Annotated in this window: 21 protein-coding genes and 9 tRNA genes; 6 read left to right on the forward strand and 24 right to left on the reverse strand. The window is 68.3% G+C overall.

The annotated features are described in order from the left end of the window. Nucleotides 1-80: 80 nt before the first annotated feature. The 10 genes from HZ992_RS21320 to HZ992_RS21365 form a co-directional block, all read right to left on the reverse strand. Nucleotides 81-151, reverse strand: a tRNA-Ile gene (locus HZ992_RS21320). Between the two features lie 197 nt (nucleotides 152-348). Next, a complete protein-coding gene (locus tag HZ992_RS21325; protein WP_209383807.1) occupies nucleotides 349-924 on the reverse strand; it encodes an HNH endonuclease in 576 nt (191 codons plus the stop codon). 31 nt (nucleotides 925-955) lie between these two features. Beyond that, nucleotides 956-1,041: transfer RNA gene (locus tag HZ992_RS21330), tRNA-Leu, on the reverse strand. Nucleotides 1,042-1,066: 25 nt separating this feature from the next. Then, nucleotides 1,067-1,137: transfer RNA gene (locus tag HZ992_RS21335), tRNA-His, on the reverse strand. Between the two features lie 20 nt (nucleotides 1,138-1,157). Then, nucleotides 1,158-2,306 (reverse strand): PcfJ domain-containing protein, encoded by a 1,149-nt coding sequence (locus HZ992_RS21340; RefSeq protein ID WP_209383808.1) that lies wholly within the window; start codon nucleotides 2,304-2,306, stop codon nucleotides 1,158-1,160. Nucleotides 2,307-2,340: 34 nt separating this feature from the next. Further along, nucleotides 2,341-2,416, reverse strand: a tRNA-Pro gene (locus HZ992_RS21345). Nucleotides 2,417-2,567: 151 nt separating this feature from the next. Beyond that, a tRNA-Arg gene (locus tag HZ992_RS21350) sits at nucleotides 2,568-2,646 on the reverse strand. A 9-nt stretch (nucleotides 2,647-2,655) separates the two neighbouring features. Then, nucleotides 2,656-2,731: transfer RNA gene (locus HZ992_RS21355), tRNA-Phe, on the reverse strand. Between the two features lie 9 nt (nucleotides 2,732-2,740). Then, a tRNA-Asp gene (locus HZ992_RS21360) sits at nucleotides 2,741-2,816 on the reverse strand. Between the two features lie 232 nt (nucleotides 2,817-3,048). Further along, a tRNA-Gly gene (locus HZ992_RS21365) sits at nucleotides 3,049-3,124 on the reverse strand. 493 nt (nucleotides 3,125-3,617) lie between these two features. On the opposite strand from HZ992_RS21365, the gene HZ992_RS21370 reads away from it, so the two are divergent. Beyond that, nucleotides 3,618-3,989: a hypothetical protein gene (locus HZ992_RS21370; RefSeq protein ID WP_209383809.1), complete on the forward strand. Its 372-nt coding sequence runs from the start codon at nucleotides 3,618-3,620 to the stop codon at nucleotides 3,987-3,989. Between the two features lie 31 nt (nucleotides 3,990-4,020). Here the strand turns inward: HZ992_RS21370 and HZ992_RS21375 are convergent, their stop codons facing one another. The 7 genes from HZ992_RS21375 to rsmB form a co-directional block, all read right to left on the reverse strand. Beyond that, nucleotides 4,021-5,274 carry a type II toxin-antitoxin system HipA family toxin gene (locus HZ992_RS21375; RefSeq protein ID WP_209383810.1) on the reverse strand — a complete coding sequence of 418 codons (1,254 nt, stop codon included), beginning with the start codon at nucleotides 5,272-5,274 and terminating at the stop codon, nucleotides 4,021-4,023. Continuing rightward, nucleotides 5,274-5,549, reverse strand: coding sequence for a helix-turn-helix transcriptional regulator (locus HZ992_RS21380; RefSeq protein WP_209383811.1), 276 nt, complete (start codon nucleotides 5,547-5,549; stop codon nucleotides 5,274-5,276). The genes HZ992_RS21375 and HZ992_RS21380 overlap by 1 nt, the downstream gene beginning before the upstream one ends. 188 nt (nucleotides 5,550-5,737) lie before the next feature. Further along, nucleotides 5,738-5,813: transfer RNA gene (locus HZ992_RS21385), tRNA-Phe, on the reverse strand. A 42-nt stretch (nucleotides 5,814-5,855) separates the two neighbouring features. Beyond that, entirely contained in the window at nucleotides 5,856-6,560 is a 705-nt protein-coding gene (locus tag HZ992_RS21390) for a response regulator (protein WP_209383812.1), read from the reverse strand. A 6-nt stretch (nucleotides 6,561-6,566) separates the two neighbouring features. Next, nucleotides 6,567-8,903, reverse strand: coding sequence for a sensor histidine kinase (locus tag HZ992_RS21395; protein WP_209383813.1), 2,337 nt, complete (start codon nucleotides 8,901-8,903; stop codon nucleotides 6,567-6,569). Nucleotides 8,904-8,943: 40 nt separating this feature from the next. Beyond that, nucleotides 8,944-9,471, reverse strand: a complete 528-nt coding sequence (locus tag HZ992_RS21400; protein ID WP_245213149.1) for a DUF4390 domain-containing protein — start codon at nucleotides 9,469-9,471, stop codon at nucleotides 8,944-8,946. A 95-nt stretch (nucleotides 9,472-9,566) separates the two neighbouring features. Continuing rightward, nucleotides 9,567-10,889 carry a 16S rRNA (cytosine(967)-C(5))-methyltransferase RsmB gene (gene rsmB, locus HZ992_RS21405; protein WP_245213150.1) on the reverse strand — a complete coding sequence of 441 codons (1,323 nt, stop codon included), beginning with the start codon at nucleotides 10,887-10,889 and terminating at the stop codon, nucleotides 9,567-9,569. 89 nt (nucleotides 10,890-10,978) lie between these two features. Here rsmB and folE point away from each other — a divergent pair, with 89 nt between their 5' ends. Then, the gene (folE, locus tag HZ992_RS21410) at nucleotides 10,979-11,713 is read left to right on the forward strand and encodes a GTP cyclohydrolase I (protein ID WP_209383815.1); all 735 of its coding nucleotides are present in this window, start codon (nucleotides 10,979-10,981) and stop codon (nucleotides 11,711-11,713) included. A gap of 1 nt (nucleotide 11,714) precedes the next feature. After that, complete coding sequence (locus HZ992_RS21415; RefSeq protein WP_209383816.1) at nucleotides 11,715-12,140, forward strand: BLUF domain-containing protein; 426 nt, start codon at nucleotides 11,715-11,717, stop codon at nucleotides 12,138-12,140. A gap of 7 nt (nucleotides 12,141-12,147) precedes the next feature. On the opposite strand, the gene HZ992_RS21420 is transcribed toward HZ992_RS21415, so the two are convergent. Genes HZ992_RS21420 through HZ992_RS21430 form a run of 3 tightly spaced genes read right to left on the reverse strand, consistent with a single transcriptional unit; the run spans nucleotide 12,148 to nucleotide 15,928 of the window. Then, nucleotides 12,148-12,972, reverse strand: coding sequence for a phosphate/phosphite/phosphonate ABC transporter substrate-binding protein (locus tag HZ992_RS21420; RefSeq protein WP_209383817.1), 825 nt, complete (start codon nucleotides 12,970-12,972; stop codon nucleotides 12,148-12,150). Between the two features lie 53 nt (nucleotides 12,973-13,025). Continuing rightward, on the reverse strand, nucleotides 13,026-13,352 hold the full coding sequence (locus HZ992_RS21425; RefSeq protein ID WP_209383818.1) for a DUF167 domain-containing protein: 327 nt from the start codon (nucleotides 13,350-13,352) through the stop codon (nucleotides 13,026-13,028). Between the two features lie 5 nt (nucleotides 13,353-13,357). Then, entirely contained in the window at nucleotides 13,358-15,928 is a 2,571-nt protein-coding gene (locus HZ992_RS21430; RefSeq protein WP_209383819.1) for a DNA topoisomerase III, read from the reverse strand. Nucleotides 15,929-16,041: 113 nt separating this feature from the next. Between HZ992_RS21430 and HZ992_RS21435 the strand changes: the two genes are divergently transcribed. The 3 genes from HZ992_RS21435 to HZ992_RS21445 are packed head-to-tail and all read left to right on the forward strand — an operon-like array spanning nucleotide 16,042 to nucleotide 18,168. Next, a complete protein-coding gene (locus HZ992_RS21435; protein WP_209383820.1) occupies nucleotides 16,042-16,542 on the forward strand; it encodes an SET domain-containing protein in 501 nt (166 codons plus the stop codon). A gap of 7 nt (nucleotides 16,543-16,549) precedes the next feature. Further along, nucleotides 16,550-17,449 (forward strand): biotin--[acetyl-CoA-carboxylase] ligase, encoded by a 900-nt coding sequence (locus HZ992_RS21440; RefSeq protein WP_209383821.1) that lies wholly within the window; start codon nucleotides 16,550-16,552, stop codon nucleotides 17,447-17,449. Between the two features lie 2 nt (nucleotides 17,450-17,451). Next, nucleotides 17,452-18,168, forward strand: coding sequence for a hypothetical protein (locus HZ992_RS21445; RefSeq protein ID WP_209383822.1), 717 nt, complete (start codon nucleotides 17,452-17,454; stop codon nucleotides 18,166-18,168). Here HZ992_RS21445 and HZ992_RS21450 read toward each other — a convergent pair. From HZ992_RS21450 to gap, 4 genes are all read right to left on the reverse strand, one after another. Continuing rightward, nucleotides 18,122-19,717: a S8 family peptidase gene (locus HZ992_RS21450; protein WP_209383823.1), complete on the reverse strand. Its 1,596-nt coding sequence runs from the start codon at nucleotides 19,715-19,717 to the stop codon at nucleotides 18,122-18,124. The genes HZ992_RS21445 and HZ992_RS21450 overlap by 47 nt on opposite strands. Nucleotides 19,718-19,878: 161 nt before the next feature. Continuing rightward, nucleotides 19,879-21,891 (reverse strand): S8 family serine peptidase, encoded by a 2,013-nt coding sequence (locus HZ992_RS26065; RefSeq protein ID WP_209383824.1) that lies wholly within the window; start codon nucleotides 21,889-21,891, stop codon nucleotides 19,879-19,881. Nucleotides 21,892-21,936: 45 nt separating this feature from the next. Further along, nucleotides 21,937-22,269, reverse strand: coding sequence for a hypothetical protein (locus HZ992_RS21460; RefSeq protein ID WP_209383825.1), 333 nt, complete (start codon nucleotides 22,267-22,269; stop codon nucleotides 21,937-21,939). 144 nt (nucleotides 22,270-22,413) lie between these two features. After that, complete coding sequence (gene gap / locus HZ992_RS21465; protein ID WP_209383826.1) at nucleotides 22,414-23,412, reverse strand: type I glyceraldehyde-3-phosphate dehydrogenase; 999 nt, start codon at nucleotides 23,410-23,412, stop codon at nucleotides 22,414-22,416. Between the last annotated feature and the right edge of the window lie 20 nt (nucleotides 23,413-23,432).

Consider the following 23,432-nt stretch of genomic DNA (forward strand, 5'->3'; position numbering starts at 1 on the left):
GGCGCACGAGCGGCCGCCGCTGATGCACGTTCGGGCAGGCGCCCTCGGTGCACGTTCGGCGGTGGTCTTTCGACCGTTCTTGGATGGAGCGGGAGTCGAACCCGCGACAGACGACTTATCAGGTCGTTGCTCTACCCGACTGAGCTATCCAGTGGTGGTGATGCCGGGAGTCGAACCCAGGCCCTTGCGGGCCAACCAATGCATCACCTGGCATCCGTCGATTCCAGCAGCGCGGCATGGACGGCACCGACAGGCTTTCGCCCGGGCGCCGCCCACCGGCGGGGTTCACGAACCCCGGGCCTGTGAGCGTTTGCCTTCCACGACAGATTCGTTGGCACCCGAGCCTCGTCAGCTCAGGCGCGATCCCTTCGGCAGGCGCGCGGCCAGCCACTCGTGCACATCGGCGCGGATGTGCCGGCCTTCGAGCAGAAAGTCCTCGAATCGGCTCGGCACATACGGCAGGTACACGAGCGGCATGCCCGCCTCCTCCGGCGTGCGGTCGGCCTTGCGGCCGTTGCACACACCGCAGGCGGTGACCAGGTTCATCCAGGCCCAGCGTCCGCCGCGCGATTCCGGCAGGATGTGCTCGCACTGCAGCTCGCGCTCGTGAAAGCGCTGGCCGCAGTAGGCGCACGTCATGCGGTCGCGGCGGAACAGCTTGAGCTTGCTGAACGCCGGCACCACGTCGAACAGGTTGACCTTCGACGCGCCGCGCAGCGCCATGATCGGGAACACATCGATGACCGATTGCCGCCCGCGCACGACGTTGAAGCCGCCGCGCAGCGTGGCCAGCGGCCCGCTGCCATCGACCCACGCCACCGAGCCCGTGGCCACGTGAACGGCCGCATGCTCGAGCGAGATCCACGCCTGCGGCGTGCCCTGGATGTCGAGTTGCAGCACGTGGCTGTGGTGTTGGGTGTGCATGGTCGGCCTCCTTTCATGGCCGTGGATTGAATGGTCCCCTCGGTCCGAATCGAACGGACATGCCCTGCGGGCTCCGGTTTCTGAGACCGGTGCGTCTGCCTATTCCGCCACGAGGGGTTGATTGAAGTTGCATGCGCTTGGGGGTGACCGGCCGGAGTCGAACCGGCACAGGCGGGGCCACATCCCGCAGCTCTGCCATTGAGCTACGGCCACACCCAAGCGCACGCGGCAACTCACCGCAGCGTGATGCCGCGCGCCTTGGCCCAGCGCTCGACCACGTTGCGCTCTTCCGCGTGCGCCAGCCGATTGGCGAGCCCGCGCACCTGGACTGCTCGAGCCTGCTGATCGACTTCGATGGTCAGCAGGCGGTCGATGCGCTCCTTCGTGCACCGCCGCAGCGACCAGATCGACGCGCGGCCGGCGATGCATTTGCCCGCATAGGTCGACACGCAGTGCCGCATCGCCCGGCTTTCCATCACCAGGTCTTCGGCCTGCTTCAACTGCCGGACCACGAAGCGCTCGCCCTTGGCCTTGGCTTCCTTCGATGACGGCACCCACTCCCAATCGGCGAGCGGAGACCCGGCCCAGACGGCATTGGCGGTCGACGCACTGGCAGCGCGCCCGTGAACCCGGCGTCGCATCGCCTCGATGCGCTCGATGGCCGCGATGTCGTGGTGCCACTCGTGCATCCTGCGGATGAGCGCCGGCAGGGTGCGGCCCTCGAGCTTGTAGCCAGGGTCGCCTCGCCGGCATTCGGCAAGGTAGTCGCACAGATCGTCGATCGTTTCCAACGATGCCGGGTTGACGCAGAAGAACCGGGCCACCTCGCGCCAGAAGTGAATCTCCTCGCGCGGCGTCCTGCCGATCTTCGAACGAGCAATGCGCAGGGCCAACGCGGGATCGTCGGTGTACGAACGAGCGATGGCTTCCCAGAAGGCTTCGACGAAGCTCAGGCCGGCGGTCGGATGGAGGAACGCGTGGACTTCCTTGCGCGTCAGCCAGGTGCTGGCGCCCGCCTTGTAGAGCGAACCACCGCGCGCCGCCGTGACGTACCACTGCCGGCGCAGCCGCACTTCGTCCGCGCCGAGACCGGTGTCGTCGATCCAGATGCGCTCGAGCATCGCGTGCACCGGATACAGCGCGAAGAGATGCCGCGCCGCAGCCAGGCGCAGGCGCGCGGCATCGCGCGTCTTCATTTGCGGATGCCAGGACTGGGGATCGCGCACGACTTCACCGGAGAAGCCGCGTTCAGCTTCTTCGATCGCCTTGCTGAAGTCCGGCGTGAGCCGAGCGCGTCGCGCCACGCGGCGAAGCGCGGCGTTGCAGAGTTCTATTCGTTCGCGCTCGGCGTCCTGCCTGCGCTGGATCATCGAGCGTTTCATGATGAATGGAGTGGGTTGAAGTGAAGAGTGAACATGGTCTCGGTGGCAGGTTTCGAACCTGCGGCCTCGTGTTCCCGAAACACGCGCGCTGCCTGCTGCGCCACACCGAGAAGAGATTGGTACCCGCGGATGGGAACCCGCAACGCGCTCCGCGCGTTGCACGTTCCGTCCGAATGAGGATCGCGGGCTTAGCCCGCGAGCATCGACCTCCGCCTTATCAAGACGGCGCTCTGCCACTGAGCTACGCGAGATCAAACAAGGTGGCACCTCGTGCACGACTCGAACGTGCGACCTCCGGCTTCGTAGGCCGGCGCTCTGAATCCAACTGAGCTAACGAGGTTTGGGTTGCTGGTGCCAAGAGAGGGCTTCGATCCCCCGACGCACGCGCTTTCAACGCGCCGCTCTACCTGCTGAGCTATCTCGGCAAACTGATCTGGCGCCTCGTGCGGGAGTCGAACCCGCGGCTTCCGGCTAGACAGGCCGGCACTCTGGCCGCTGAGTTAACGAAGCGAACATTCCATCCGGTGACGGGTTCCGGCGCCGCCCAATCGTTGCGGCCGATTTCCACCCCTGAAGCGTGAGCTCGACAGGGGCTTCTTGAACTTCCACTTCGGCTGTGCCCAAACGCGAGCATCCCGTCGGATGTGGTGTCTCGCTGCACGTGGCCTGGCCAAGGACCGCGCACATCCCGGGCCACCAACACCATGTCGTGTGGCCTCGGAGTGCATGGACACACCCGAAGTGGAGCGGATGACGAGTCTCGAACTCGTGGCCTCGGCCATGGCGTGGCCGCGCTCTGCCTGCTGAGCTACATCCGCAAAGGTGCAAGACGGACCTTCGGCCAGTACCGAGGTTGTCTTGCGGCAACTTGTTAAAGAGCATCCACCGTTGCCGGTGTTGGCGATCCATCGATCGCCGGGCCTGCGCCAACGCGCAAGCCGGGTGAAGAGACAAAGAAAAAGGCCCGGAACCTTTCGGTCTCCGGGCCTCTGCGAACAGAGCTTGGAAGGCGCGCGGCTAGGCGCTCCCCTCTCCCGGATTCAACGGACCCTCGCTCCGATCAAGGCAATAGCCCGACGGAATGGCCCTGCGCATCGCCACCGCTGCGAACAACGGAGCGAACGCGACCAGCCCCTGCAGGGGTCGGTGGGTTCGAATGACGTTGTGCGATTTCACGGTGAGTTCCTGTGGTTCTGGCTGTGGCTCTTGCGAGCCGGTTTCTCGATGGGAGCGGACTGTAAAGACTCTTTACCCAACTCGTCAAGCCCCTGCGAGAATGGCGTCTGACTTCGTTGCATCGCGCACACACCTGTGTCCAACATCACCCTCACGAGACGACAGAACGCGCTGGCGCTGTTCCAGGACTACGCCGAGAAGGCGCTGGCGTCGGGCACGTCGCCCAAGGGGCTCGAGCAGTCCTTCGCGGCGACGCTGCAGATCTCGCCGAGCATGTGGAGCCAGATCAAGTCGTCGCGGCCGATCGGCGACAAGCTCGCGCGGCAGATCGAATCGGCCTGCGGCAAGCCCTCGGGTTGGCTCGACGAGCTTCGCAAGGATGCGGCGCCGCCGGCCGCCGAGACGGCCTTCATCGAACTCGCGCTGGCGGCATGGCGTTCGACCAACAGCGCGGGGCGCAAGGCGCTGCGGGAGCATCTGAAGACGATCGTCGCAAGCGCCTCCTGACTCGAGCAGGAACGGGTTGATCCTGCAGTGGTCAGGCGGCCAGGTGCTCGGCCACCTTCTTCGTTGTAGACAGCACGAACTGCTGCAGTCGTTCCGCAAGGATCCTGGCCGAATGAGGTAAGGCGGGTTTGACGTCCTTCACGGCACGTTCGAATGCGTCTGGCACTCTGCGCGCCAGGTCTGCCGCCTGTTGCGCAAGGAACTGTGGCCGCATGCCGAGTTGCCGGGCCAGCGGCACCAGGTTCGACGAGGTCATCGCTGCCGGCTTGTACTCGCCGCCGATCTCGAACGCGAAGTCCTGCGAGAGCCCTGGATACAGGCGCGTGCACATCAAGTCGTAGAACGGCGTCAGCGTCACGCCCTTGCCTGGCAGGTTGTAGATCGACAGGTTCTTCGCGTGGCTGTCGTTGTTGCCGGCGTAGAGGTTGAAGAAGATCCATCCGATGAAGTGGCGCAGGTCCACCGCAGGCTGCGTGCTATAGCGGCGGATCAGTTCGGCGCAGGTGGCCAGGCCGGGCCCTCCCTCCTTCTCGTACTTGCGCTCCGAGAGCGTACCGGCCAGCTGGCACAGGTCGTACTGGACCAGCCGCGCCAGGGTCCCATCCGGACGGGCGAGCCGATCGAAGCGCCGGACCACGCAGGACTCGGTGTGCGGCTCGTAGAACACCTCGGCGGTCGGCAGGCCGCAATGGGCCGCGGCCCGCATCACGATCGTCTCGTTGGCGGCCGAGTGCCACACCTTGGCCAGTCGCTTGATGTTCGGCTTGAGGATGTGGGTCGAGGGCGATGTGCCCTTGGGCAGGCGCGGCAGGCCGTCGTCGAAGATGGCGATGCTGGTCTTGTCCTGGGCGCCGGCCAGCGAGATCCGTGCGTCGCCACCTTGCAGGTCGATGGCCGAGGCGGACTTCTTGCCGAGGATGGCGGCCATGGCCTCCCAGGTCGTCGCCTCGTAGGTGGCCGGCTGGGGGCGCTGGCCGCCCGGCACGATCACGAACCCTCCCGCGGTGTCTCCGGCCACTTCGAGCAGCAGTGAGAACAGGGTCGATGCCTTGCGTTGCTCCGCGAGGTAGTGGCGCAACTCGCCTTCCGGCAACAGGTTCTCGAAGAAGGCCTGCACTGCGGCCGAGTCGTTGCGGCCCGGCTGCAGCGCGATGGCCGCCACCGTCATGCGCTCCGCACGTTCGAGCCAGCTTGCCGCGTACTCGAACGCGACGGGCGAAGCGTCGTGGATCGTGCCGACGAGTTCGCTGCCGTAGTAGACGTCGAGGCGGTCGGGGCGCTGCATCACAGCACCCGCGCGGCCTTGGCTCGCACCACCAGTTCCAGCCCGAGCAGGTCCATGACATCGAGCACCTTCTGGAGCTGCACGGTGGGCTTGCCGTTTTCGAGGTCGACGATGAACCGGTTGCCCGTGTTGCCCATCCCGGCGATGTCGAGTTGCTTGAGGGCCAGGCGCTTGCGCTGCTCGCGGACGACAGCACCCAGCTCCACCGATGAGCGGATGGTGGCCTCTTGGCCTTGAGAATTACCGCTCGGTAATGTCGAGGTGACTGAGGGCATTGTGCACTCCAAAAGTTACCTATCGGTCATTTTCCCTGCTGGAACACTGCGGGTCAAGCGAAAATGACCTAGCGGTAACTTGGAAGCAGCGAGGAGGTTCACCACCGTCCGGCGAAAAAAAAGCGACCCGGTGAGGGTCGCCTTCTTTATCGTCCGACGTCAGAAGCTCGTCTGCGTCGGGCCTTGTCTGGTGGCCAAGGGCGGAATCGAACCACCGACACGCGGATTTTCAATCCGCTGCTCTACCAACTGAGCTACTTGGCCAAGAACCGAAGATTATAGCCGAGCGCCGGGCGGCGCCCGGGTTCAGAGCACCCCGCCCCGCTTGTTGCGCGAGAGGTCCACGCCCAGCTGCTTGAGCTTGCGGTACAGGTGGGTGCGCTCCAGGCCGGTCTTCTCGGCCACGCGGGTCATGCTGCCGTTCTCTTGCGCCAGGTGGAACTCGAAGTAGCTCTTCTCGAACGCGTCGCGCGCCTCGCGCAGCGGCCGGTCCAGGTCGAAGCTCTGCTCGGATTGCGGGCCGAGCATCAGCGGCGTGGTGGGCAGCATGGCCCCGCCGGTCATCGCCGCCTCGACAGTCAGCGTGGTGTCCGGCAGATGGTGGTTGTGATGGACCGATGGCGAGGCCGCGGTGCGGTGGTTGCCCACCGGCTTGGCCAAGCCCTGCTCGACGGCACGCAGCAGCTTCTGCAGCGTCACCGGCTTCTCGAGGAAGGCCATGGCGCCGAACTTGGTGGCCTCGACGGCGGTGTCGATGGTGCCGTGGCCGCTCATCATGATCACCGGCATGGTCAGCAGCCCCGTGGCGCCCCATTCCTTGAGCAGCGTGATGCCGTCAACGTCGGGCATCCAGATGTCCAGCAGAACAAGGTCGGGGCGCAGCCGCTCGCGGCAGGAGCGCGCCTCGGCAGCGTTCTCGGCCACCTCGACGGTGTGGCCCTCGTCGGTCAGGATTTCCGACAGCAGCGCGCGGATGCCGAGTTCGTCGTCTACAACAAGAATGATCGCCATGGATGGTCAGTGCGTCCGGCTCACGGTGGCCACCGCGACGGCTGGGGTGCCGTCGGCCGGAGCGAACTTGGAAAATGATAGCGAAACTTGGGCCCCTGTCGCGCCGGCGGTGCCCGCCGGCGGTGGAGTGTCGCCTGTCGCGACGTCGCGCGCCACCCCCAGGTTCGCGATGCGCACACGCGCGCCATGTTCGTCGGCGATCTTCTTGACGACGGCCAAGCCCAGGCCGGTGCCCTTGCTCTTGGTGGTGACGTACGGCTCGAAGGCCCGCTTGAGCACCTTGTCCGGGAATCCGTGGCCGTTGTCGATCACCTGCAGGCGCACGGCACGCAGGTCGCCTTGCTCGGTGCGCGCCACCTCCGTGCGCACGAGCACGCGGCCATCGGTCTTGTCGGCCACCGAATCGAGCGCGTTCTGCACGAGGTTGTGGATCACCTGTCGCAACTGCGTGCTGTCGCCGATGATCATCGGCAGGCCCTGCCCGAGCTCGGCATACAGCTGGCCGGACTCCTGCGCGGTGACGTACAGGCCCAGCACCTCGCCGACCAGCGCATTCAGGTCCAGCGGCTTGAGCTGCGCGGCGGGCAGCCGCGCGTAGTCGCGGAATTCGTTGACCAGCGTCTTCATCGCCTGCACCTGGTTGACGATGGTGGCGACCGAGCGCGCGAGCATGGCCTGGTCGGGCCCTTCGAGCTTGGATTCGAGCTTGTGCTGCAACCGCTCCGCCGAGAGCTGGATGGGCGTCAGCGGGTTCTTGATCTCGTGCGCGAGCCGGCGCGCCACCTCGCTCCAGGCTTCGGTGCGCTGCGCCGAGACGACCTCGGTGATGTCGTCGAACACCATCAGCCGTGCGCCCTGAGGCATGGCCGCGCCGCGAACCAGCAGCGTCAGCGTGTCGCGGTCGCGGCCCTGCGAGTCCTGCGTCTGCAGCTCGAAGGAATCCTGCCAGTGGTCGCGCTCGCCGGCCTCGGGGCTGCTGGCATGCAGTTCGAAGCGCTGCCACACGCCCTTGGCGAACACCTCCAGGCCGGGCACCTCGTCGAGCCGGCGGCCGCGGTAGGCCGACAGCGGCAGCTTGACGATCCGCGTGGCGCCGGGGTTGACGGTGTCGATGCGGCCGTCGCGGTCGAACACGATCACGCCGGCCGTCAGGTTGTCGAGGATGGTCTGCAGGTTGGCGCGCGCCCCTTCCACCTGGCGCACGCTGCGTTGCACCAGCGAGCGGGCCTCCGAGAGCTGCTCGGTCATGTCGGCGAACGAGCGGGTCAGGCCGCCCAGCTCGTCGCGCGAGGCGAACACCGGCCTGGCACTGAGGTCGCCGCGAGCCACTTGGTCCACGCCTTCTGCGAGCACCAGCAGCGGCTTGGCCAGCTGATTGCCCAGCAGGGCAGCGAGCAGCACGGCACCGAACACCGCCAGCACGAGTGCGAGCGTCAGAGTGCCGATGTACATGCGGCGCAGGCCGTCGCGCGCCAAGGCGCGCTGCTGGTACTCGCGGTAGGCGGTCTGCACGGCCAGCGCATTGGCGGTCAGGGTGGACGGCAGCAACTGCCGCACCATCAGGTAACGCTCCTGCTCGGTGAGCGCGAAGTTCGCGCTGGGGATCAGCGCGAGCACACGGATGCGCGCGTTCGGCGCGCTGCCCGTGTCTTCGTCCAGGCCCTCGAGCTGGCCGATCACGCGCGACAGCCTCGCCTGGCGCAGCATGGTGGCGGCGGGCCGGTCGGGCAGCAAGCCCGCGGCGCTGCTGCTGGCCGACAGCAGCGTCTGCCCCGACGCGCCGACGATGGCCACTTCCTGCGCCGCGAGCTGCTCGCGCAACCGCTCGAGCGCGAACATCTGCGCTGTGCCGCCGCGGCCATCGAGCAGCGGCGCCGCCGCGGTCTCGCCCAGCTTCTCGGCCGCCAGCCGTGTGCGGCCGGCGAGTTCGTTGACGAGCGCGTCGAGCGTGCCGCGGCCGAGGTTCAGGCCGGCGTCGAGCGCGCTTTCCACCTTCACGTCGAACCAGCTTTCGATGCTGCGCGAGACGAACTGGTAGCTCACCAGGTAGATCAGCACCCCCGGCACCACGCCGACGAGCGCAAAGATCGCCGCCAGCTTGAGCAGCAGCCGGCTGCCGAACTTGCGTCGCCGCACGCGCACGATCAGCCGCACCGAGGCGATGCCGATCACCAGCGCGAGCAGCGCCGCCACCGTCACGTTGACCCAGAACAGCCAGACGTAGTGGCGCTCGTACAGCGCGGGGCTGTTGGTGGCCACCGAGAGCAGGAAGGCCAGCACGAGGCCGGCCCCCGTCACTGCCACCAGCGAGACGATCCAGGCCCAGCGTGTCGCCTTGGTCATGATCGGTATCGGATCGGCGCGGGGCGCGCAGGTTCAGCGTTCAATCGAAGCGCTGCGTACGCTCGACCGAAAGCGCCCAGTCGGCCTGCGAGGCAATGCCGATCTGCATCGGCCGTGGCAGCAGCGAGGTGTCGAGGCGGAAGCTGAACTCGACGTAATGCCGCGCGCCCTCCTCCAGCTGCGAGGGTTCGGCGACCTTCCAGTTGGCGCCGCGTCGGATCGAGGCGAAGGCCTCCGCCCGCGTCGCGAAGCTCTGGCTGATGCCGGCGAAAGTGACGCGGTAGTTGAAGGTCAGCGGCTGGAAGACGATGCGCCAGACACGCGCCGCGCTGGCGATGCGCTTGTCGCGCCAGTACCAGCGGTCGCGGAACACCTCGGCCTCGGCCACGAAGTACAGCGGCACGGCCTTGTTCAGCGCCTCCTCGGCGCCGCGCGGCAGCTCGAAGTTGACGGCGTAGTTGAGCAGCAGGCCGTCTTCGCTGCGCTGCACGCCGAAACTCGCCAGTTCGGCGCCGCCGCCTTGCGCCTGCGCGGGGGCGAGCCAGCCCAGCCAGAGCGCGAGGAGCACGCCCAGCAGCCAGCCGACCCCGGGCGCGCTGCCAACTGCGCGGGGGCCTGGACTGCCGTTCGAGCGTGCCGCGCTGAGCATGGGGTGGGCGGGATTCAGGTCTTTTCGAGCAGGCTGTAGAAGAACCCGTCCGCCGATGCACCCGAAGGGGGCGGCGGACGATCGGGTTCATTGTCGGGCAGCGGGAGCAGATGGCCCGGGGAGGCGGGCTCGGCGGGGACGGCGGCGTCACCGTGGCGTTGCAAAAAAGCGTCGATCTGGTCCAGGCCCTCGGCCTTGAAGACCGAACAGGTGCAGTACAGCAGCCGCCCGCCCGGGCGCAGCGTCGGCCACAGGGTGTCGAGCAGGCGGGCCTGGGTGCGCGCCAGCGCGTCGATGTCGCTGGGGCGGCGCAGCCAGCGCACGTCGGGGTGGCGGCGAACGATGCCCGAGGCACTGCACGGGGCGTCGAGCAGGATGGCGTCGAAGGGTTTCCCGTCCCACCAGGCGGTGGTGTTGCCGGCGTCGGCGGCGAGGGTGCGGGCCTGAAGATGCAGACGCGCAAGCGTCTCGTGCACGCGGGCCAGGCGCTGCGGGTCGCTGTCCAGCGCCAGCACGTCGAGTTCGGCGCGTTCGAGCAGGTGGGCCGTCTTGCCCCCGGGCGCGGCGCAGGCGTCGAGCACGCGTGCTCCCGCCGGCAGGCCATGGCCGATGAGCAGGGGCGCGGCGCGCTGCGCGGCGGCGTCCTGCACCGACACGTCGCCGTCAGCGAAACCCGGTAACTGGTTGACCGGGCAGGGCTGCGCCAGCACGATGGCCTGCTCGCCGGGGCCGGCCGTGGCTGCCATGCCGGCGTCGGCCAGCCGCGCCAGGTAGGCGGCCACGCTGCCGCGCCGGGCGTTGACGCGCAGCGTCATCGGCGCCCGCTGCTGGTCGGCGGCGAGCACGGCCTGCCAATCGTCGGGCCAGTCGCGCTGCAGGCGCTCGATCCACCAGCGCGGGTGGTTGAAGGCGGCCACCAGGTTGCCGTGCAGGCCGGCCAGCAGCGCATCGCGCTCGCGCAGGAAGCGCCGCAGCACCGCGTTGACGAAACCGCCGCGCTGCTTTGCCGCCACCACAGCCTGGTCGACCAGCGTGTGCTCCGCATAGGGCGGCCCCGAGCCGGGCCACATCAGGGCCAGCGCGGTGAGCAGCAGGGAATCGAGCGCCGGTGGCGGCGCCTTCGGCACGAGCTGCTCGCGCACGGCCTGGGCCCCGCCCATCCAGCGCAGCGTGTGGAAACTCAGCGCCTGCGCGCCGGGCCGCGCGGGGCCCGGGCAACGCTCCAGCGCGTCGGTGAGGCTCTGCCCTCCGCGCACGGCCTGCACCGCGGCCGCGGCGTGGATCAGCAATTGCGCGAGCGGCAGCGAGGCGTGGGCGGTCGGGGCGGGGGCATTCACCGTGCCCAGTCTACGGGCAGGGCCGGCCCGCGCTGCGCGGGTGGCCGGGCTGCGCTACCCTGTGGCGCTTGACGATTCACGACTTCACCATGCCTGCCGACCAAGCCACCCCGATCTTCCGCACCGAGGAAGAGCTGGCGCGACTGCCCGCCTCGGACCGCATCCGCTACCGGCTGATCGGCGCGCAATGCCGCTATCACGCCAACGACAACATCGCCGGCTTCATCGAGGACGGCGAGATCGACGAGCTCAAGGCCGAGGTCACCGCCAAGATGCAGGAGGTGCTGCGCGCGCTGGTGATCGACACCGACAGCGACCACAACACGCAGGAAACCGCCAAGCGCGTGGCGAAGATGTTCATCAACGAGGTCTTCGTCGGCCGCTACACGCCGATGCCCGCGGTGACCGAGTTCCCGAACTTCTCGCGCCTGAACGAGCTGATGATCGTCGGGCCGATCAAGGTGCGCAGCGCCTGCTCGCACCACCTGTGCCCCATTCTCGGCAAGGTGTGGATCGGCGTGTTGCCCAACGAATTCTCGAACCTGATCGGCTTGTCGAAGTACGCTCGCATCTGCGACTGGATCATGAGCCGGCCGCAGATCCAGGAAGAGGCGGTCACCATGCTGGCCAACGAACTGCAGGAGCGCGTGAAGCCCGACGGGCTGGCCATCGTGATGGAGGCCGACCATTTCTGCATGCACTGGCGCGGCGTGAAGGACGACGAGTCGATGATGACCAACTCGGTGATGCGTGGCGCCTTCCTGAAGGACGCCAACCTTCGCCGCGAATTCCTCTCCCTGCTCTCGAAGAAGAACGGAAACTGACATGCTCGTCCGACTGATGTACGCCAGCCGCGCCGCCGACTCGGTCGACCAGGAGGCGCTGCTGGCCATCCTGCGCAAGTCCAAGGCCGAGAACACGGCCAACGGCATCACCGGGGTGCTGTGCTTCTCGGGCGGCATCTTCCTTCAGCTGCTCGAAGGCGGGCGCCAGCAGGTGAACACGCTGTACAACCGAATCGCCGCGGACAAACGCCACCTCGACGTGGTGTTGCTGAGCTACGAGGAGATCGGCGAGCGCCGCTTCGCGGGCTGGTCGATGGGGCAGGTCAACCTGTCCCGGCTGAACCCGTCGCTGCTGCTGAAGTACTCCGAGACCGCGGTGCTCGATCCTTATGCGGTGTCGGGCAAGGTGTCGATGGCACTGTTCGAGGAACTGGTCGCCACCGCCTCGATCGTCGGCCAGGGCTAGTGCAGCATCACAAGCCGAGCCAGGCGCCGAGCTCCAGCATCTTCGCTTCGTCGTACTTCTCGAAGCCGGTGTACTTGGTCGGCTCGAGCTTCTTCTTGCCCTCGTCGCTGCTGTCCAGCCCGATCAGGTAGTCGCGCAGCTTCTCGACCTGGTCGGCGCTGAGGTTCGGGCTGGCCACGATGTGCTTGATCGGCACCGCTTTCGACTGGGCAAGGATCTTGCCGCCCTTGGCCTGCCAGGCCTTCACCAGCGCATTGGCCGCCGTCGCGCCGGACTGCGTCAGGTTGTTCTCGACGAAGAACGGCACCGCGTCCTGGTAGCGCGTGTAGGTGATGGCGATCTGGCCCGGCTCGATCTTCGCGTCGCGCAGCGTGGCGCGCACCATCCACGAAGTGATCGAATCCTCGTCAGGCGCGCCGAGCTTGCGCCCCTTCAGGTCGGTCAGCGAGGTCATCGCGGAATCGGCCGGTACCAAGAAGCTGGCCGTGTATTTCTGGTAGCCCTTGGTCACCGCGACGAGCTTGTAGCCGCTGCCCTTGATGGCCTGGATCGACACGTGCGCCGGGTGGATCATCGCGAAGTCGTAGGCTTTGGACTGCAGGCCGCGGCGCAGCAGGTTGTAGTCGCCCACCGGCTCGATGGTGACCGGCTGCTTGAGCAGCTTGGAGAGGTCGGCGGCGATGACGGCGTAGCGGCCACGCACCTCCTCCAGAGGCACGCGGTAGGTCACGCCCTCGTTGACCGCGAACACGAGGGCATTCGCCCACGGCGAAGCGAGCAGCATCAACGCGGCGCACAGGCCGCGGGCCAGGAAAGTGGGGGCAAGCGTCATGCCCGCAGACTAGAGGCAAACCCGCTCAGGGTGGCGTGACGTAGTTGGCAGCTTCACGGATGAGATGTGGGGCCGAGCAAACGTTCGAGCCAGGCGCGCATCACTTCTTCTTGCGACCCGTCAATCTCGAGCCACTTGCGACGGGCGGTCTGCCCGCGCACCAGCGTCACCGCACGGCGTGGCAAGTCGAGTTCGTCGGCCACCCAGTGCACGAGTACATCGTTGGCCTTGCCGTCCACCGGCGGCGCAGCCAGTCGAACACGCAAGGCCCCGTCGTGCAGAGCATCGGCGCCCGTGCGCTTGGCGTTGGGCACCACGCTGACGGCCAGCCACAGGCGCTCGCCGTGGCGCGTCAGGCAGCTCGGCAGTTCGTCGGCCACACCCCTCAGGCCGCCTTCTTGGCCGCGGCCTTCTTCGCCGGGGCCTTGGCTGCGCGCGGCTCGAACTCGAAGATCACCTTGCCCTCCTTCTTGTCGAAGGCCAGGCGTGCCTTGAACTTGCGCCGCGTCTTGTTGGAGACGAAGTTCTCCAGCAGGTCGGTCTTGCCGGTGGCCAGCAGCTTGCTCATCTGCTCGCGCGCCACCGGCTGCTGCAGGATGATCTTGCCACTCTTGAAGTCGCAGGTGATGGGCGCACCCACCGCGTGCTGGCACACGTAGCTGGTGCCGTGTTCGTAGACATGGCCCTGGCACTTCGGGCAGGCCCCGAGCGACTCCTGCGCCGAGAAGTCCACCGGCTCGCCGTCGCCCTCGCCCTTGGCATCCTCGCCGAAGTCGAACTCGAGCTTCCAGTTCTTGATCTCGTCGTCGAAGGCGAGCTTGAGCTCGGCGGTGAACGGCCAGCCTGCCTTGGAGCGGAAGCCCTCGAGCGGCCCGATCTTCTTGTTGGCGATGAACTGCGTCACCTCGTCGAGCTCGAAGCTGCGCCCGCCCGGGATCTTGCTGATCGAGAAGCCGCAGCCCTCCTCCGCGCCCGTCTTGCCGGTGCAGGCGAAGCGGCGGTAGTTCTCCTTGATCACGCCGCCGCAGTTCGGGCAGGGCACGGCCAGCGTCGCGTAGTCGCCGGGGATGGTGTCGCGGTCGTACTCCTTGGCCTTGCGCACGATGCGCTCGGCCATCGCCGCGATCTCGGCCATGAAGGCCTCGCGCTCCAGGCGGCCCTTTTCCATCTCGGCGAGTTGGTGCTCCCAGTTGCCGGTGAGCTCGGGCTTGGTCAGGTCTTCCACGCCCAGGCCGCGCAGCAGCGTCATCAGCTGAAAGGCCTTGGCGCTGGGCACCAGCTCGCGACCCTCGCGGTGCATGTACTTCTCGAGGATCAGGCCTTCGATGATGGCCGCGCGCGTGGCCGGCGTGCCCAGGCCCTTCTCGGCCATGGCCTCGCGCAATTCGTCGTCGTCGATCAGCTTGCCCGCGCCTTCCATCGCCGACAGCAGCGTCGCCTCGGTGTAGCGCGCCGGCGGCTTGGTCTTCAACGGATTCACCGCCACGTTCTCGGTGCGCACCATCTCGCCCGGGCCCACGGCCACCAGGTTGGCGTCGTCTTCCTGAACTTCCTTGCCGTACACCGCCAGCCAGCCCGGCTTGACCATCACCTTGCCGTTGGTCTGGAACTTGTGCTCCTGCGCGCCGGCCTTCACCGTAGAGATGCGCGTGGTGACCATGAACTCCGCCGGCGGGAAGAACACCGCCAGGAAACGCTTGACCACCATGTCGTACAGCTTGGCCTCGATCTCCGACAGGCTCTTGGGCGCCTGCAGTGTCGGGATGATGGCGAAGTGGTCCGACACCTTGGCGTTGTCGAAGATGCGCTTGTTGGGCTTGACGTAGCCTTCCTTGATAGCAGTCTTTGCATGCTGGGCGAGCGCACGCAGCGGGCCCGGCATGTCTTCGGTCGAGATCATCTGCATGGTCTGCTTGACCACGTCCACATAGTCTTCAGGCAGCGCCTTGCTGTCCGTCCGCGGGTAGGTCAGCACCTTGTGCTTCTCGTACAGCGCCTGCGCGATCGACAGCGTCGTCTTCGCCGAGAAGCCCAGCCGCGAATTGGCCTCGCGCTGCAGCGTGGTCAGGTCGTAAAGGCCCGGCGCGCTCTGCGAGCTGGGCTTGGATTCCTCGCTCACGCTGGCCGGCTCGCCGCGGCAGGCCTGCGCGATGGCCTGCGCGTCGGCCTCGTTCCAGACGCGGTCGGCGCGCGCCTCGGGGTCCTCGGCGTTCTTCTTCCACTTCGGGTCGAACCACTTGCCGTCGTACTCGCCGGCCTGCGCGGCGAAGGTCGCCTTGATCTCCCAGTAGTCGCGCGAGACGTGCTTGCGGATCTTCTCCTCGCGCTCGACCACGATCGACAGCGTGGGCGTCTGCACGCGGCCCACGGTGGTGAGGAAGAAGCCGCCGTCGCGCGAGTTGAAGGCCGTCATCGCGCGCGTGCCGTTGATGCCCACCAGCCAGTCGGCCTCGGAGCGGCAGCGCGCGGCGCTGGCCAGCGGCAACATCTGCGCGTCGCTGCGCAGGTGCTCGAAGCCGTCGCGGATGGCCGCCGGCGTCATGCTCTGCAGCCACAGCCGCTTGACCGGGTGCTTGCTCTTGCTGTGCTGCTGGATCAGGCGAAAGATCAGTTCGCCCTCGCGGCCCGCGTCGCAGGCATTGATCAGCTCGCTGACGTCCTTGCGCTTGACGAGCTTGACGATCGCGTTCAGTCGCCCCTTGCTCTTGTCGATCGGGTTGAGGTCGAAGTGCGGCGGGATCACCGGCAGGTTGGCGAAGCTCCACTTGCCGCGCTTGACGTCGAACTCCTCCGGCGCCTTGATCTCCAGCAGGTGGCCGACGGCCGAAGTGACGATGTACTTGTCGCTCTCGAAGTACTCGTCGTGCTTGTCGAACTTGCCCGCGCTCGGGGTGAGCGCGCGCACGATGTCCTGTGCGACAGAGGGCTTCTCGGCAATGATGAGTGACTTGGTCATGGTGTCTCGGGAAAGGCTCTGGCAAGCGGAACGTGCCGCATCAATACAATCCGGGCTTCTCGCGCGCACGCACGTACACGCGCGCGCCCATGATTTCAATGTACCCAAAGACGATGAAGGCGCAAGCAACCAACGGCAAGCAGCACCCGGCCGCCGAAGCGGCCCCGGGCGGACGACGCATCCAGGTCCGCCGATCCGGCGTGCATGGCAAGGGCGTCTTCGCGCTCAAGCCGCTGTCCAAGGGCGAGGTGGTCATCGAGTACAAGGGCGAGGTGATCGACTGGCCCGAGGCCCTTCGCCGCCACCCCCACGATCCGAAAGACCCGGACCATACCTTCTATTTCCACATCGACGACGGCAACGTCATCGACGCCAAGCACGGCGGCAACGCGGCGCGCTGGATCAACCACGCCTGCCAGCCCAACTGCGAGGCCGACGAGATCGACGGCCGCGTCTTCATCAAGGCGCTGCGCAGCATCAAGCCGGGCGAAGAGCTGTTCTACGACTACGGCCTGATCATCGACGAGAAGTACACGCCCAAGCTGAAGAAGCAGTTCGAGTGCCGCTGCGGCTCGAAGAAGTGCCGCGGCACCATGCTGGCGCCCAAGCGCTGAATCCACGATGACAGAGACTCCGCTTCACTGGGGAGCCGAGGCGCTGTGGCAGCAGCTGCGCACACTGCTGCCCGGCCTGAGCGTGGAGGTGGTCGAGCGTTGCTCCTCGACCAACACCGCACTGCTCGAGCGCGCCCGCGTCGTCATGCGACCCGAGGCGGACAGCAGCGAGGTGCTGGTGCAGCGCAGCGTCGAGAGCGCCGCTTTCGGGCGCCGTGCCGCCGACGTGCAACCTTGCCTGCTGGTCGCCGAGCACCAGACCGGCGGCCGCGGCCGGCTGGGGCGCGGCTGGCAGTCGTCGCCGGGGGCATCGCTGACCTTCTCGCTGTCCATGCCCGTCGAGCGTGACGACTGGTCGGGCTTGTCGCTGGCGGTCGGCCTGGCGCTGGCCGAGGCGCTCGACCCGGTGCAGGGAACCGCCGCGCCGCGCGTGGGCCTGAAGTGGCCCAACGACCTGTGGCTGCTCGACGCGCCCCATGCCGGGCGCAAGCTCGGCGGCGTGCTGATCGAGACCGTCGCGGCCGGGGCCAAGCGGCTGGCCGTGATCGGCGTCGGCCTGAACGTGCGGCCGATGCAAGCCGCCGAGGTCGGCACCGGCTTCGCCTGCCTGCAGGAGATCGATCCGCAGGTCGAAGCGCCTGCCGCGCTGCACCGGCTGGCGTTGCCGCTGGTGCAGGCGATCCGCCGCTTCGAGGCCGAAGGGTTTGCCGGCTGCGCGGCCGCGTATTCGCGGCGCGACCTGCTGCTCGGCCAGCCGGTTCGCACGACGCAGCAGGGCTTGGCCGAGGGTGTCGCGCAAGGCGTCGACGCGAGCGGCGCGCTGCAGGTGCGCACGTCCACCGGCGTGGTGGCGGTGACCAGCGGTGAAGTCAGCGTGCGCCTGGGCGCAGACGGCGGCGCGGGGTAGGCATGCTGCAGCGCCTGGTCATCCTGCTGATCCTCGCCAACCTGCTGTTCTTCGCCTGGTCGCGCGGCTGGCTGGAACAGATCACCGGCTCGCGCGTGCACCCCGAGCGTGAGCCCGAGCGCCTCTCGCGCCAGGTCAACCCGGGGCTGGTGGTGATCCTCCCGCCAAGTGCAGCCCCGGCCTCTGGTGCCGGGCCAGGCGCTGCGGCGCCGCCGGCGGTGTCTGCCGCTGCGGCGAGCAGCGTCTCCGCCGCCGGCACCTGTCTCGAGGCCGGGCCCTTTGCCACCGGCGCCGCCGTGTCTGCGGTGGCGGCCATGGAGGCCCTGCAGCCTGCGCTGCCGCCGGGCAGCTGGGTGGAGGTGAAGACCGAACGGCCCGGCAGCTGGATGGTCTACATGGGTCGCTTCCCGAACCGCGACGCACTGGCGAAGAAGGACGAGGAGCTCAAGCGCACCCGCGTGAGCTACGAGTCGCTGACGGCGCCGGCTGATCTGGTGCCCGGCTTCTCGTTCGGCCGCCACCATGATCGCGCCGCGGCCGATCGCGCCCTCGAACAGCTCAGCCAGCGCGGGGTGCGCAGCGCGCGGGTGGTCGAACTGTCGGCCCCGGCAACCCAGCACATGCTGCGAGCCGAAAGGGCAGATCCTGCCGTGGCAGCGCAGCTTGCGGCGCTCAGGTCGCCCGTGCTGGGCCGCGGCTTCGTTCCCTGCGGCAACTGAGCGACCCCACGGCCACGGCCAGCGCGAGCAGCCAGGGCCAGCCGAGCGCACCCCCGCCGCCACCGCCGGCAGGCACTGCGGCCGGCGGCTCGGCGATGTTCGAAGGCCGGTCGGCGCCCAGCGCCACGGCCGCATCCACCTCGGGGTTGTCGATCACCTCGGGCACGCGCGCCGTGCTCACGTACGACACCGGATCGGTGGCGTACTGCAAGGCCGCCACCGCATCCAGGATGCCGACGCCGCAGGTTGCCGTGGTGCAGATGCAGCGGCCCGGGTTCTGCTCCGAACACTCGGCGATCGTCGGCGACACCACGTGCGGCCGCGCGCTGCGCTGAAGACCGTCGATGATCTGCGCGGCCGTCAGCGACGGGTTCACGCCGAGCATCAGGCCGGCCACGCCGGCCACCACCGGCGCGGCGAAGCTGGTGCCGGCTTGGCGCACGTAGATGGAGTTGCCCACGCCGCGCACACCGTCGTTGCCCAGGGTCAGCAGGCCGTCGTCGCCCACTTCGAGGCCCCAGTTGCCGACCATGCGCGGATCGCCGCCGACGGTGGCGATGGCCAGTGCCGCGCCGAAGTTCGAGTAGCTGGCCTTGAAGCCGTCGCGGTTGAGCGCGGCCACGCCGACCACGCCGCGGCAGTTGGCCGGCCGCGACACCGCGCCGTTCTGGTTGCCGGCCGCCGCGACGACGACCACGCCGAGCCGGGCCAGCTCGTCGATCACGTCCTGGTAGGCGGCATTGCAGGCGGCACTGCCGCCGAAGCTGATGTTCAGTACACGCGCCGGGTTCGGGTTCAGGGGCAGCGGCCGGCCGCCATGGTCGAACACCTGCAGGCCGGCGGCCCAGCGCATGCCCACCACGATGTCGGCCACTTCGGCGCCGCACTTGCCGGCCACGCGCACCGGCAGCACGCGCGCACTCCAGTTGATGCCGGCGACACCGCGCCCGTTGCCCGTCTCGGCAGCGAGCATGCCGATGATGGTGGTGCCGTGCCATGAGCTGTCGTCGATCTCGCAGTCGCCGAACAGCGACGGGCTGCCATCGCGGTCGGCCTGGCTGACCCAGTCGCCGGGGTCGCTCGCATCGGCATCCCAGCCGTCGCCGTCGTTGGCGTATTCGACGGTCGAGACGAAATCGCGGCCGGTGAGCACGCCCGAGCCGAGGTCGGCGTGCGGCGTGATCCCGGTGTCCAGCACTGCCACCACGGGGACCGAGCTGCCGGTGCTGGCCTGCCAGGCACCGAGCAGATCGGGCACGCCGCGGCGCCGATCCTCCAGGTCGTTGCGGTTGCTGCCGCCGGCCTGGAACATCCACCACTGGCCGCTGCTGGAGAAGGTGGCCGGGTACAGCGGGTCGGTCGGCGCGTTCAGGCGCCGCTCGCGCTCGTTGGGCACCACCCACTCCACCTCGCTCAGCCTCGCCAGGCGATGCACGATGCGGCCGGCCTCGTCGGCGGGCAGCATGCGGCCGAAGTCCAGGTGCCGCGAGCGCTTGCCCACGCCACGCTCCTGCGCCGACAGGCCCGCGGCGGCCAGGACCTTCTTCATCTGCCCGGCCGTGGCGGGCGTTCCGTCGGGGTTGTCGCGAAGCTTGATGATGAGCCCGTGCGCCGCCCGCGCACCCTGGCCCCACGCCGGAAGCGCCGCGGCCAGCCCGATCAGGAGAGCGCCTGCGATCCGCTGCGCAAGCCGATGTCGCCGAAGCACGCTCAGCCGACCCGCGCCGCGGGCCGGGCCCGCCACAGCGCGAAGACCGCCAGCAGCAATGCCGCCAGCCAGCCCAGGCCGAGCGCGCCGCCGCCACCACCGCTGCTGGGCGGCGCGCCGGTCACGCTGACCTCGACGGTCTGCGAGCCGGTCTCGCCGAGAGAGTCGGTCACGGTCAGCGTGACGATGAAGCTGCCGCCGGCCGTCGGCGTGGCCGAGGCCGAGGCCGTGTTCGCCCCGCTCAGCGACGAGACGATGCCGCCGCCACTGACCAGCGTCCAGTTGTAGCTGGCGATGCTGCGCCCGGCCACCACCGCCGTCTGCGCCGAGGTGAGCGTGAACGCCGTGCCGGCCGCCGGCTGGGAGGGCGTCACGTCGATGCGCACGATCGGATCGTTCGCTGCGGCCGCCACGGCCGTCGCCGCGTCGAGCATGCCGGCGCCGCAGGTGGTGGTGGTGCAGTTGCACTCATCCTGGGGCGTGCTGTTCGGGGCGCGGCAGGCCGGCACGCCGGGCAGCGACGGGAAGGCACGGGCCGACGAGCGCAGGAATCGCCGCACTTCGGCCGGCGACAGGTCGGGCCGCACCGACAGCATCAGCGCCGCGGTGCCGGCGACCAGCGGGGCCGAGAAGCTGGTGCCCAGCGTCGCGTTGAAGGCGTCGGTGTAGATCGCGCCGCCGGCACCCGCCACGGGGTTGAAGTCACCGCTGTTGGAGGTGGTCAGGATGGGGTACAGGCAGGGTTCGGTGGAACCGGTGTTCACGCAGTTCCCGGCCGGCGCGCTGATGCTGACCTCGGGCCCGATGTCGGAGTAGCCCACCTTGCTGCCGGCGTGGCGCAGGCCGGCCACGCCGATCACGCCCTCGCAATTGGCCGGCTCCGACACGGCAAGGCCTGCGCCGTTGCCGGCCGAGGCCACGATCACCGCGCCGCGCGCGTTCACCTGCCCGACGATGTCGGTGTACAGGGCCGAGCAGGTGCCCGAGCCGCCCAGGCTCAGGTTCAGCACCTTCGCCGGGGTGGGATTGGCGGCAGCGCCGGGCACCGCGATACCGGCGGCCCAGAGCATGCCGGCGGTGATGTCCGAGTCCCAGCCGCCGCACTTCGACAGCACGCGTACCGGCAGAACGCGCACGTTGCGGCCCACGCTGGCCATGCCGGTGCCGTTGTTGGTGAGCGCGCCGATCAGGCCGCTGACCTGCGTGCCGTGCCACGAACTCCGCTCTTCCAGATACTGCCCCGTGTCGTCCTGCGAGGTGCAGTGGTAGAAGAGGCCGGCCGGGTCGTTGGTTTCGGTCAGGGTGATGCCGTCGCCTTCGTCACTGGCATTTGCATCCACCCCGTTGCCGTCCTTCGAGCTCAGGAACGTGTTCGGAACGAGCGTCACGCCGTTGTCGTTGCGATCCGCACCGACGAAGTCGTAGCCGTCCAGCAGCTTGACCGCGAGGTCGGGGTGATCGAAGCGAACGCCGGTATCCAGCACCGCCACCACCATGCTGGCGCTGCCCGAGGTCACGTCCCAGGCTCCTTCGGCATTGATGGCCGAGACCGTGACGCTGTTGGGCGCACGCAGGTACCACTGGCCGGCCACCGGGCCGCCGCTGGACGTGCCCGGCGTTCCCGCCGTCGTGTACAGCGGGTCGTTGGGCGCCACCCGGCGCGACTTGCGACGGTCGGGCACGGCGTACTCGACGTCCTTCTCGCTCGACAGGCGCTGCGCCAGCGCCGCCGACGTCAGCCCGCTGGCGAACACCACCTGCGTGCGCTCGGCCACGCCGTGCCCGGCCTGCAGCGGCAGCCCGACGCGGGCGCCCAGCGCCTGCGCACGGCCGGCGTGCATCTGCAGGATGTCAGCCGGCTGCTGGCGCAGCAGCGCCGAATCCGACTTGAACTTGACGATCACGCGCGCCGTCATCGCCCCCGCGGGCGCCTGGGAGGTCTGCGCCTGCAGCACCGGCGGCGCCAGCAGGGCCAGTGCGAGCGAGGCCAGGATCTTCAGGGGGGTGGTGCTCAAGGCGATCTCCGATTCTTGGTTCTGCTCTGCAACGCGGCTGCAGGCTCAGGGGCTGACGATGCGCTTGCGCTCATCGCGCTGCACGGCTTCGAAATGTGTCGTGTCCTCGCGCAACCGCCGCAGCGCCAGCTCGCAGTCGGCCGGCCCGCGGCAGGCCACGGTCACCGCATGCCAGGCCGCGCTGGTGGCCGACACGTAACGCGCCGGGCGCGCCGTGGTGTCGCTCACCAGGGTGGCGATCGCGGTCGGATCGACCGAGGGCTGTGCCAGCTTGACCATCACGCCCATGCCGACCGAGGGCGCCGGCGGCTCCGACGCGCACGCACCCAGGCCCAGAAGGATCAGGCAGGAGGCGGCAGCAGGCAACGACGACGTCATGCTGAAAGTGTAGGGGGGGCGCCAAACCGGCCCCCGTGCGGATTCGGCGGCGTGCAGTAAAGGTTTGTAGCCAGCCTGTGGCAAGGCGTGTGCAGTGGAAACACCGAGGGCCCCGGCGAAGGGGCCCTCGGAGTGCGAGGCACTTCAGCGCGCGATCACGCGCACCATCTCGAGCACCTTGTTCGAGTAGCCCCACTCGTTGTCGTACCAGGCCACGACCTTCACGAAGGTCTTGTCCAACGCGATGCCGGCGTCGGCGTCGAACACCGAGGTCATGGGCTCGCCGCGGAAGTCGGTCGAGACCACCTTGTCTTCGGTGTAGCCGAGCACGCCCTTCATCGGTCCGGCGGCAGCGGCCTTCATCGCGTTGCAGATGTCGTCCCAGCTGGCTTCCTTCACCAGCTCGGCGGTGAGGTCGATCACGCTGACGTCGCTGGTGGGCACGCGGAAGGACATGCCCGTGAGCTTCTTGTTCAGCTCGGGGATCACCACGCCCACCGCCTTGGCCGCGCCGGTACTGCTCGGGATGATGTTCTCGAGGATGCCGCGGCCGCCGCGCCAGTCCTTGTTGCTCGGGCCGTCGACGGTCTTCTGCGTGGCGGTGGCGGCGTGCACCGTGGTCATCAGGCCGCGCTTGATGCCGAAGGCGTCGTTGAGCACCTTGGCCACCGGGGCCAGGCAGTTGGTCGTGCACGAGGCGTTGGAGATGATCGTCTCGCCCTTGTAGCTCTTGTCGTTCACGCCGAACACGAACATCGGCGTATCGTCCTTCGACGGCGCGCTCTGGATGACCTTCTTGGCGCCGGCGTCGATGTGCTTCTGGCAGGTTTCCTTGGTCAGGAACAGGCCGGTCGACTCGACGACGATGTCGGCGCCGACTTCGCCCCATTTGAGCTCCGCCGGGTCCTTCACCGCGGTCAGGCGGATCTTCTTGCCGTTGACGATCAGCGTGTGGCCGTCGACCGCCACGTCGCCCTTGAAGCGGCCGTGCACCGAGTCGTACTTGAGCATGTAGGCCAGGTAGTCGGGCTCGAGCAGGTCGTTGATGCCGACCACCTCGATGTCCTTGAAGTTCTGGACGGCGGCGCGGAACACCATGCGCCCGATGCGGCCGAAGCCGTTGATGCCGATCTTGATGGTCATGTGGGATCTCCGTTGGGTGA

Source organism: Rhizobacter sp. AJA081-3, assembly GCF_017795745.1.
Classification (GTDB): domain Bacteria; phylum Pseudomonadota; class Gammaproteobacteria; order Burkholderiales; family Burkholderiaceae_C; genus Piscinibacter.

What these genes read in the sequence shown, in the direction of transcription:
- HZ992_RS21440 (WP_209383821.1), top strand. Translation starts at nt 16,550, where the DNA reads ATGACAGAGACTCCGCTTCACTGGGGAGCCGAGGCGCTGTGGCAGCAG.
- HZ992_RS21435 (WP_209383820.1), top strand. Translation starts at nt 16,042, where the DNA reads ATGAAGGCGCAAGCAACCAACGGCAAGCAGCACCCGGCCGCCGAAGCG.
- HZ992_RS21450 (WP_209383823.1), bottom strand. Translation starts at nt 19,717, where the DNA reads ATGAAGAAGGTCCTGGCCGCCGCGGGCCTGTCGGCGCAGGAGCGTGGC.
- HZ992_RS21340 (WP_209383808.1), bottom strand. Translation starts at nt 2,306, where the DNA reads ATGAAACGCTCGATGATCCAGCGCAGGCAGGACGCCGAGCGCGAACGA.
- folE (WP_209383815.1), top strand. Translation starts at nt 10,979, where the DNA reads ATGCCTGCCGACCAAGCCACCCCGATCTTCCGCACCGAGGAAGAGCTG.
- HZ992_RS21415 (WP_209383816.1), top strand. Translation starts at nt 11,715, where the DNA reads ATGCTCGTCCGACTGATGTACGCCAGCCGCGCCGCCGACTCGGTCGAC.
- HZ992_RS21325 (WP_209383807.1), bottom strand. Translation starts at nt 924, where the DNA reads ATGCACACCCAACACCACAGCCACGTGCTGCAACTCGACATCCAGGGC.
- HZ992_RS21375 (WP_209383810.1), bottom strand. Translation starts at nt 5,274, where the DNA reads ATGCAGCGCCCCGACCGCCTCGACGTCTACTACGGCAGCGAACTCGTC.
- HZ992_RS21390 (WP_209383812.1), bottom strand. Translation starts at nt 6,560, where the DNA reads ATGGCGATCATTCTTGTTGTAGACGACGAACTCGGCATCCGCGCGCTG.
- HZ992_RS21380 (WP_209383811.1), bottom strand. Translation starts at nt 5,549, where the DNA reads ATGCCCTCAGTCACCTCGACATTACCGAGCGGTAATTCTCAAGGCCAA.
- HZ992_RS21460 (WP_209383825.1), bottom strand. Translation starts at nt 22,269, where the DNA reads ATGACGTCGTCGTTGCCTGCTGCCGCCTCCTGCCTGATCCTTCTGGGC.
- HZ992_RS21395 (WP_209383813.1), bottom strand. Translation starts at nt 8,903, where the DNA reads ATGACCAAGGCGACACGCTGGGCCTGGATCGTCTCGCTGGTGGCAGTG.
- HZ992_RS21420 (WP_209383817.1), bottom strand. Translation starts at nt 12,972, where the DNA reads ATGACGCTTGCCCCCACTTTCCTGGCCCGCGGCCTGTGCGCCGCGTTG.
- HZ992_RS21445 (WP_209383822.1), top strand. Translation starts at nt 17,452, where the DNA reads ATGCTGCAGCGCCTGGTCATCCTGCTGATCCTCGCCAACCTGCTGTTC.
- HZ992_RS21430 (WP_209383819.1), bottom strand. Translation starts at nt 15,928, where the DNA reads ATGACCAAGTCACTCATCATTGCCGAGAAGCCCTCTGTCGCACAGGAC.
- gap (WP_209383826.1), bottom strand. Translation starts at nt 23,412, where the DNA reads ATGACCATCAAGATCGGCATCAACGGCTTCGGCCGCATCGGGCGCATG.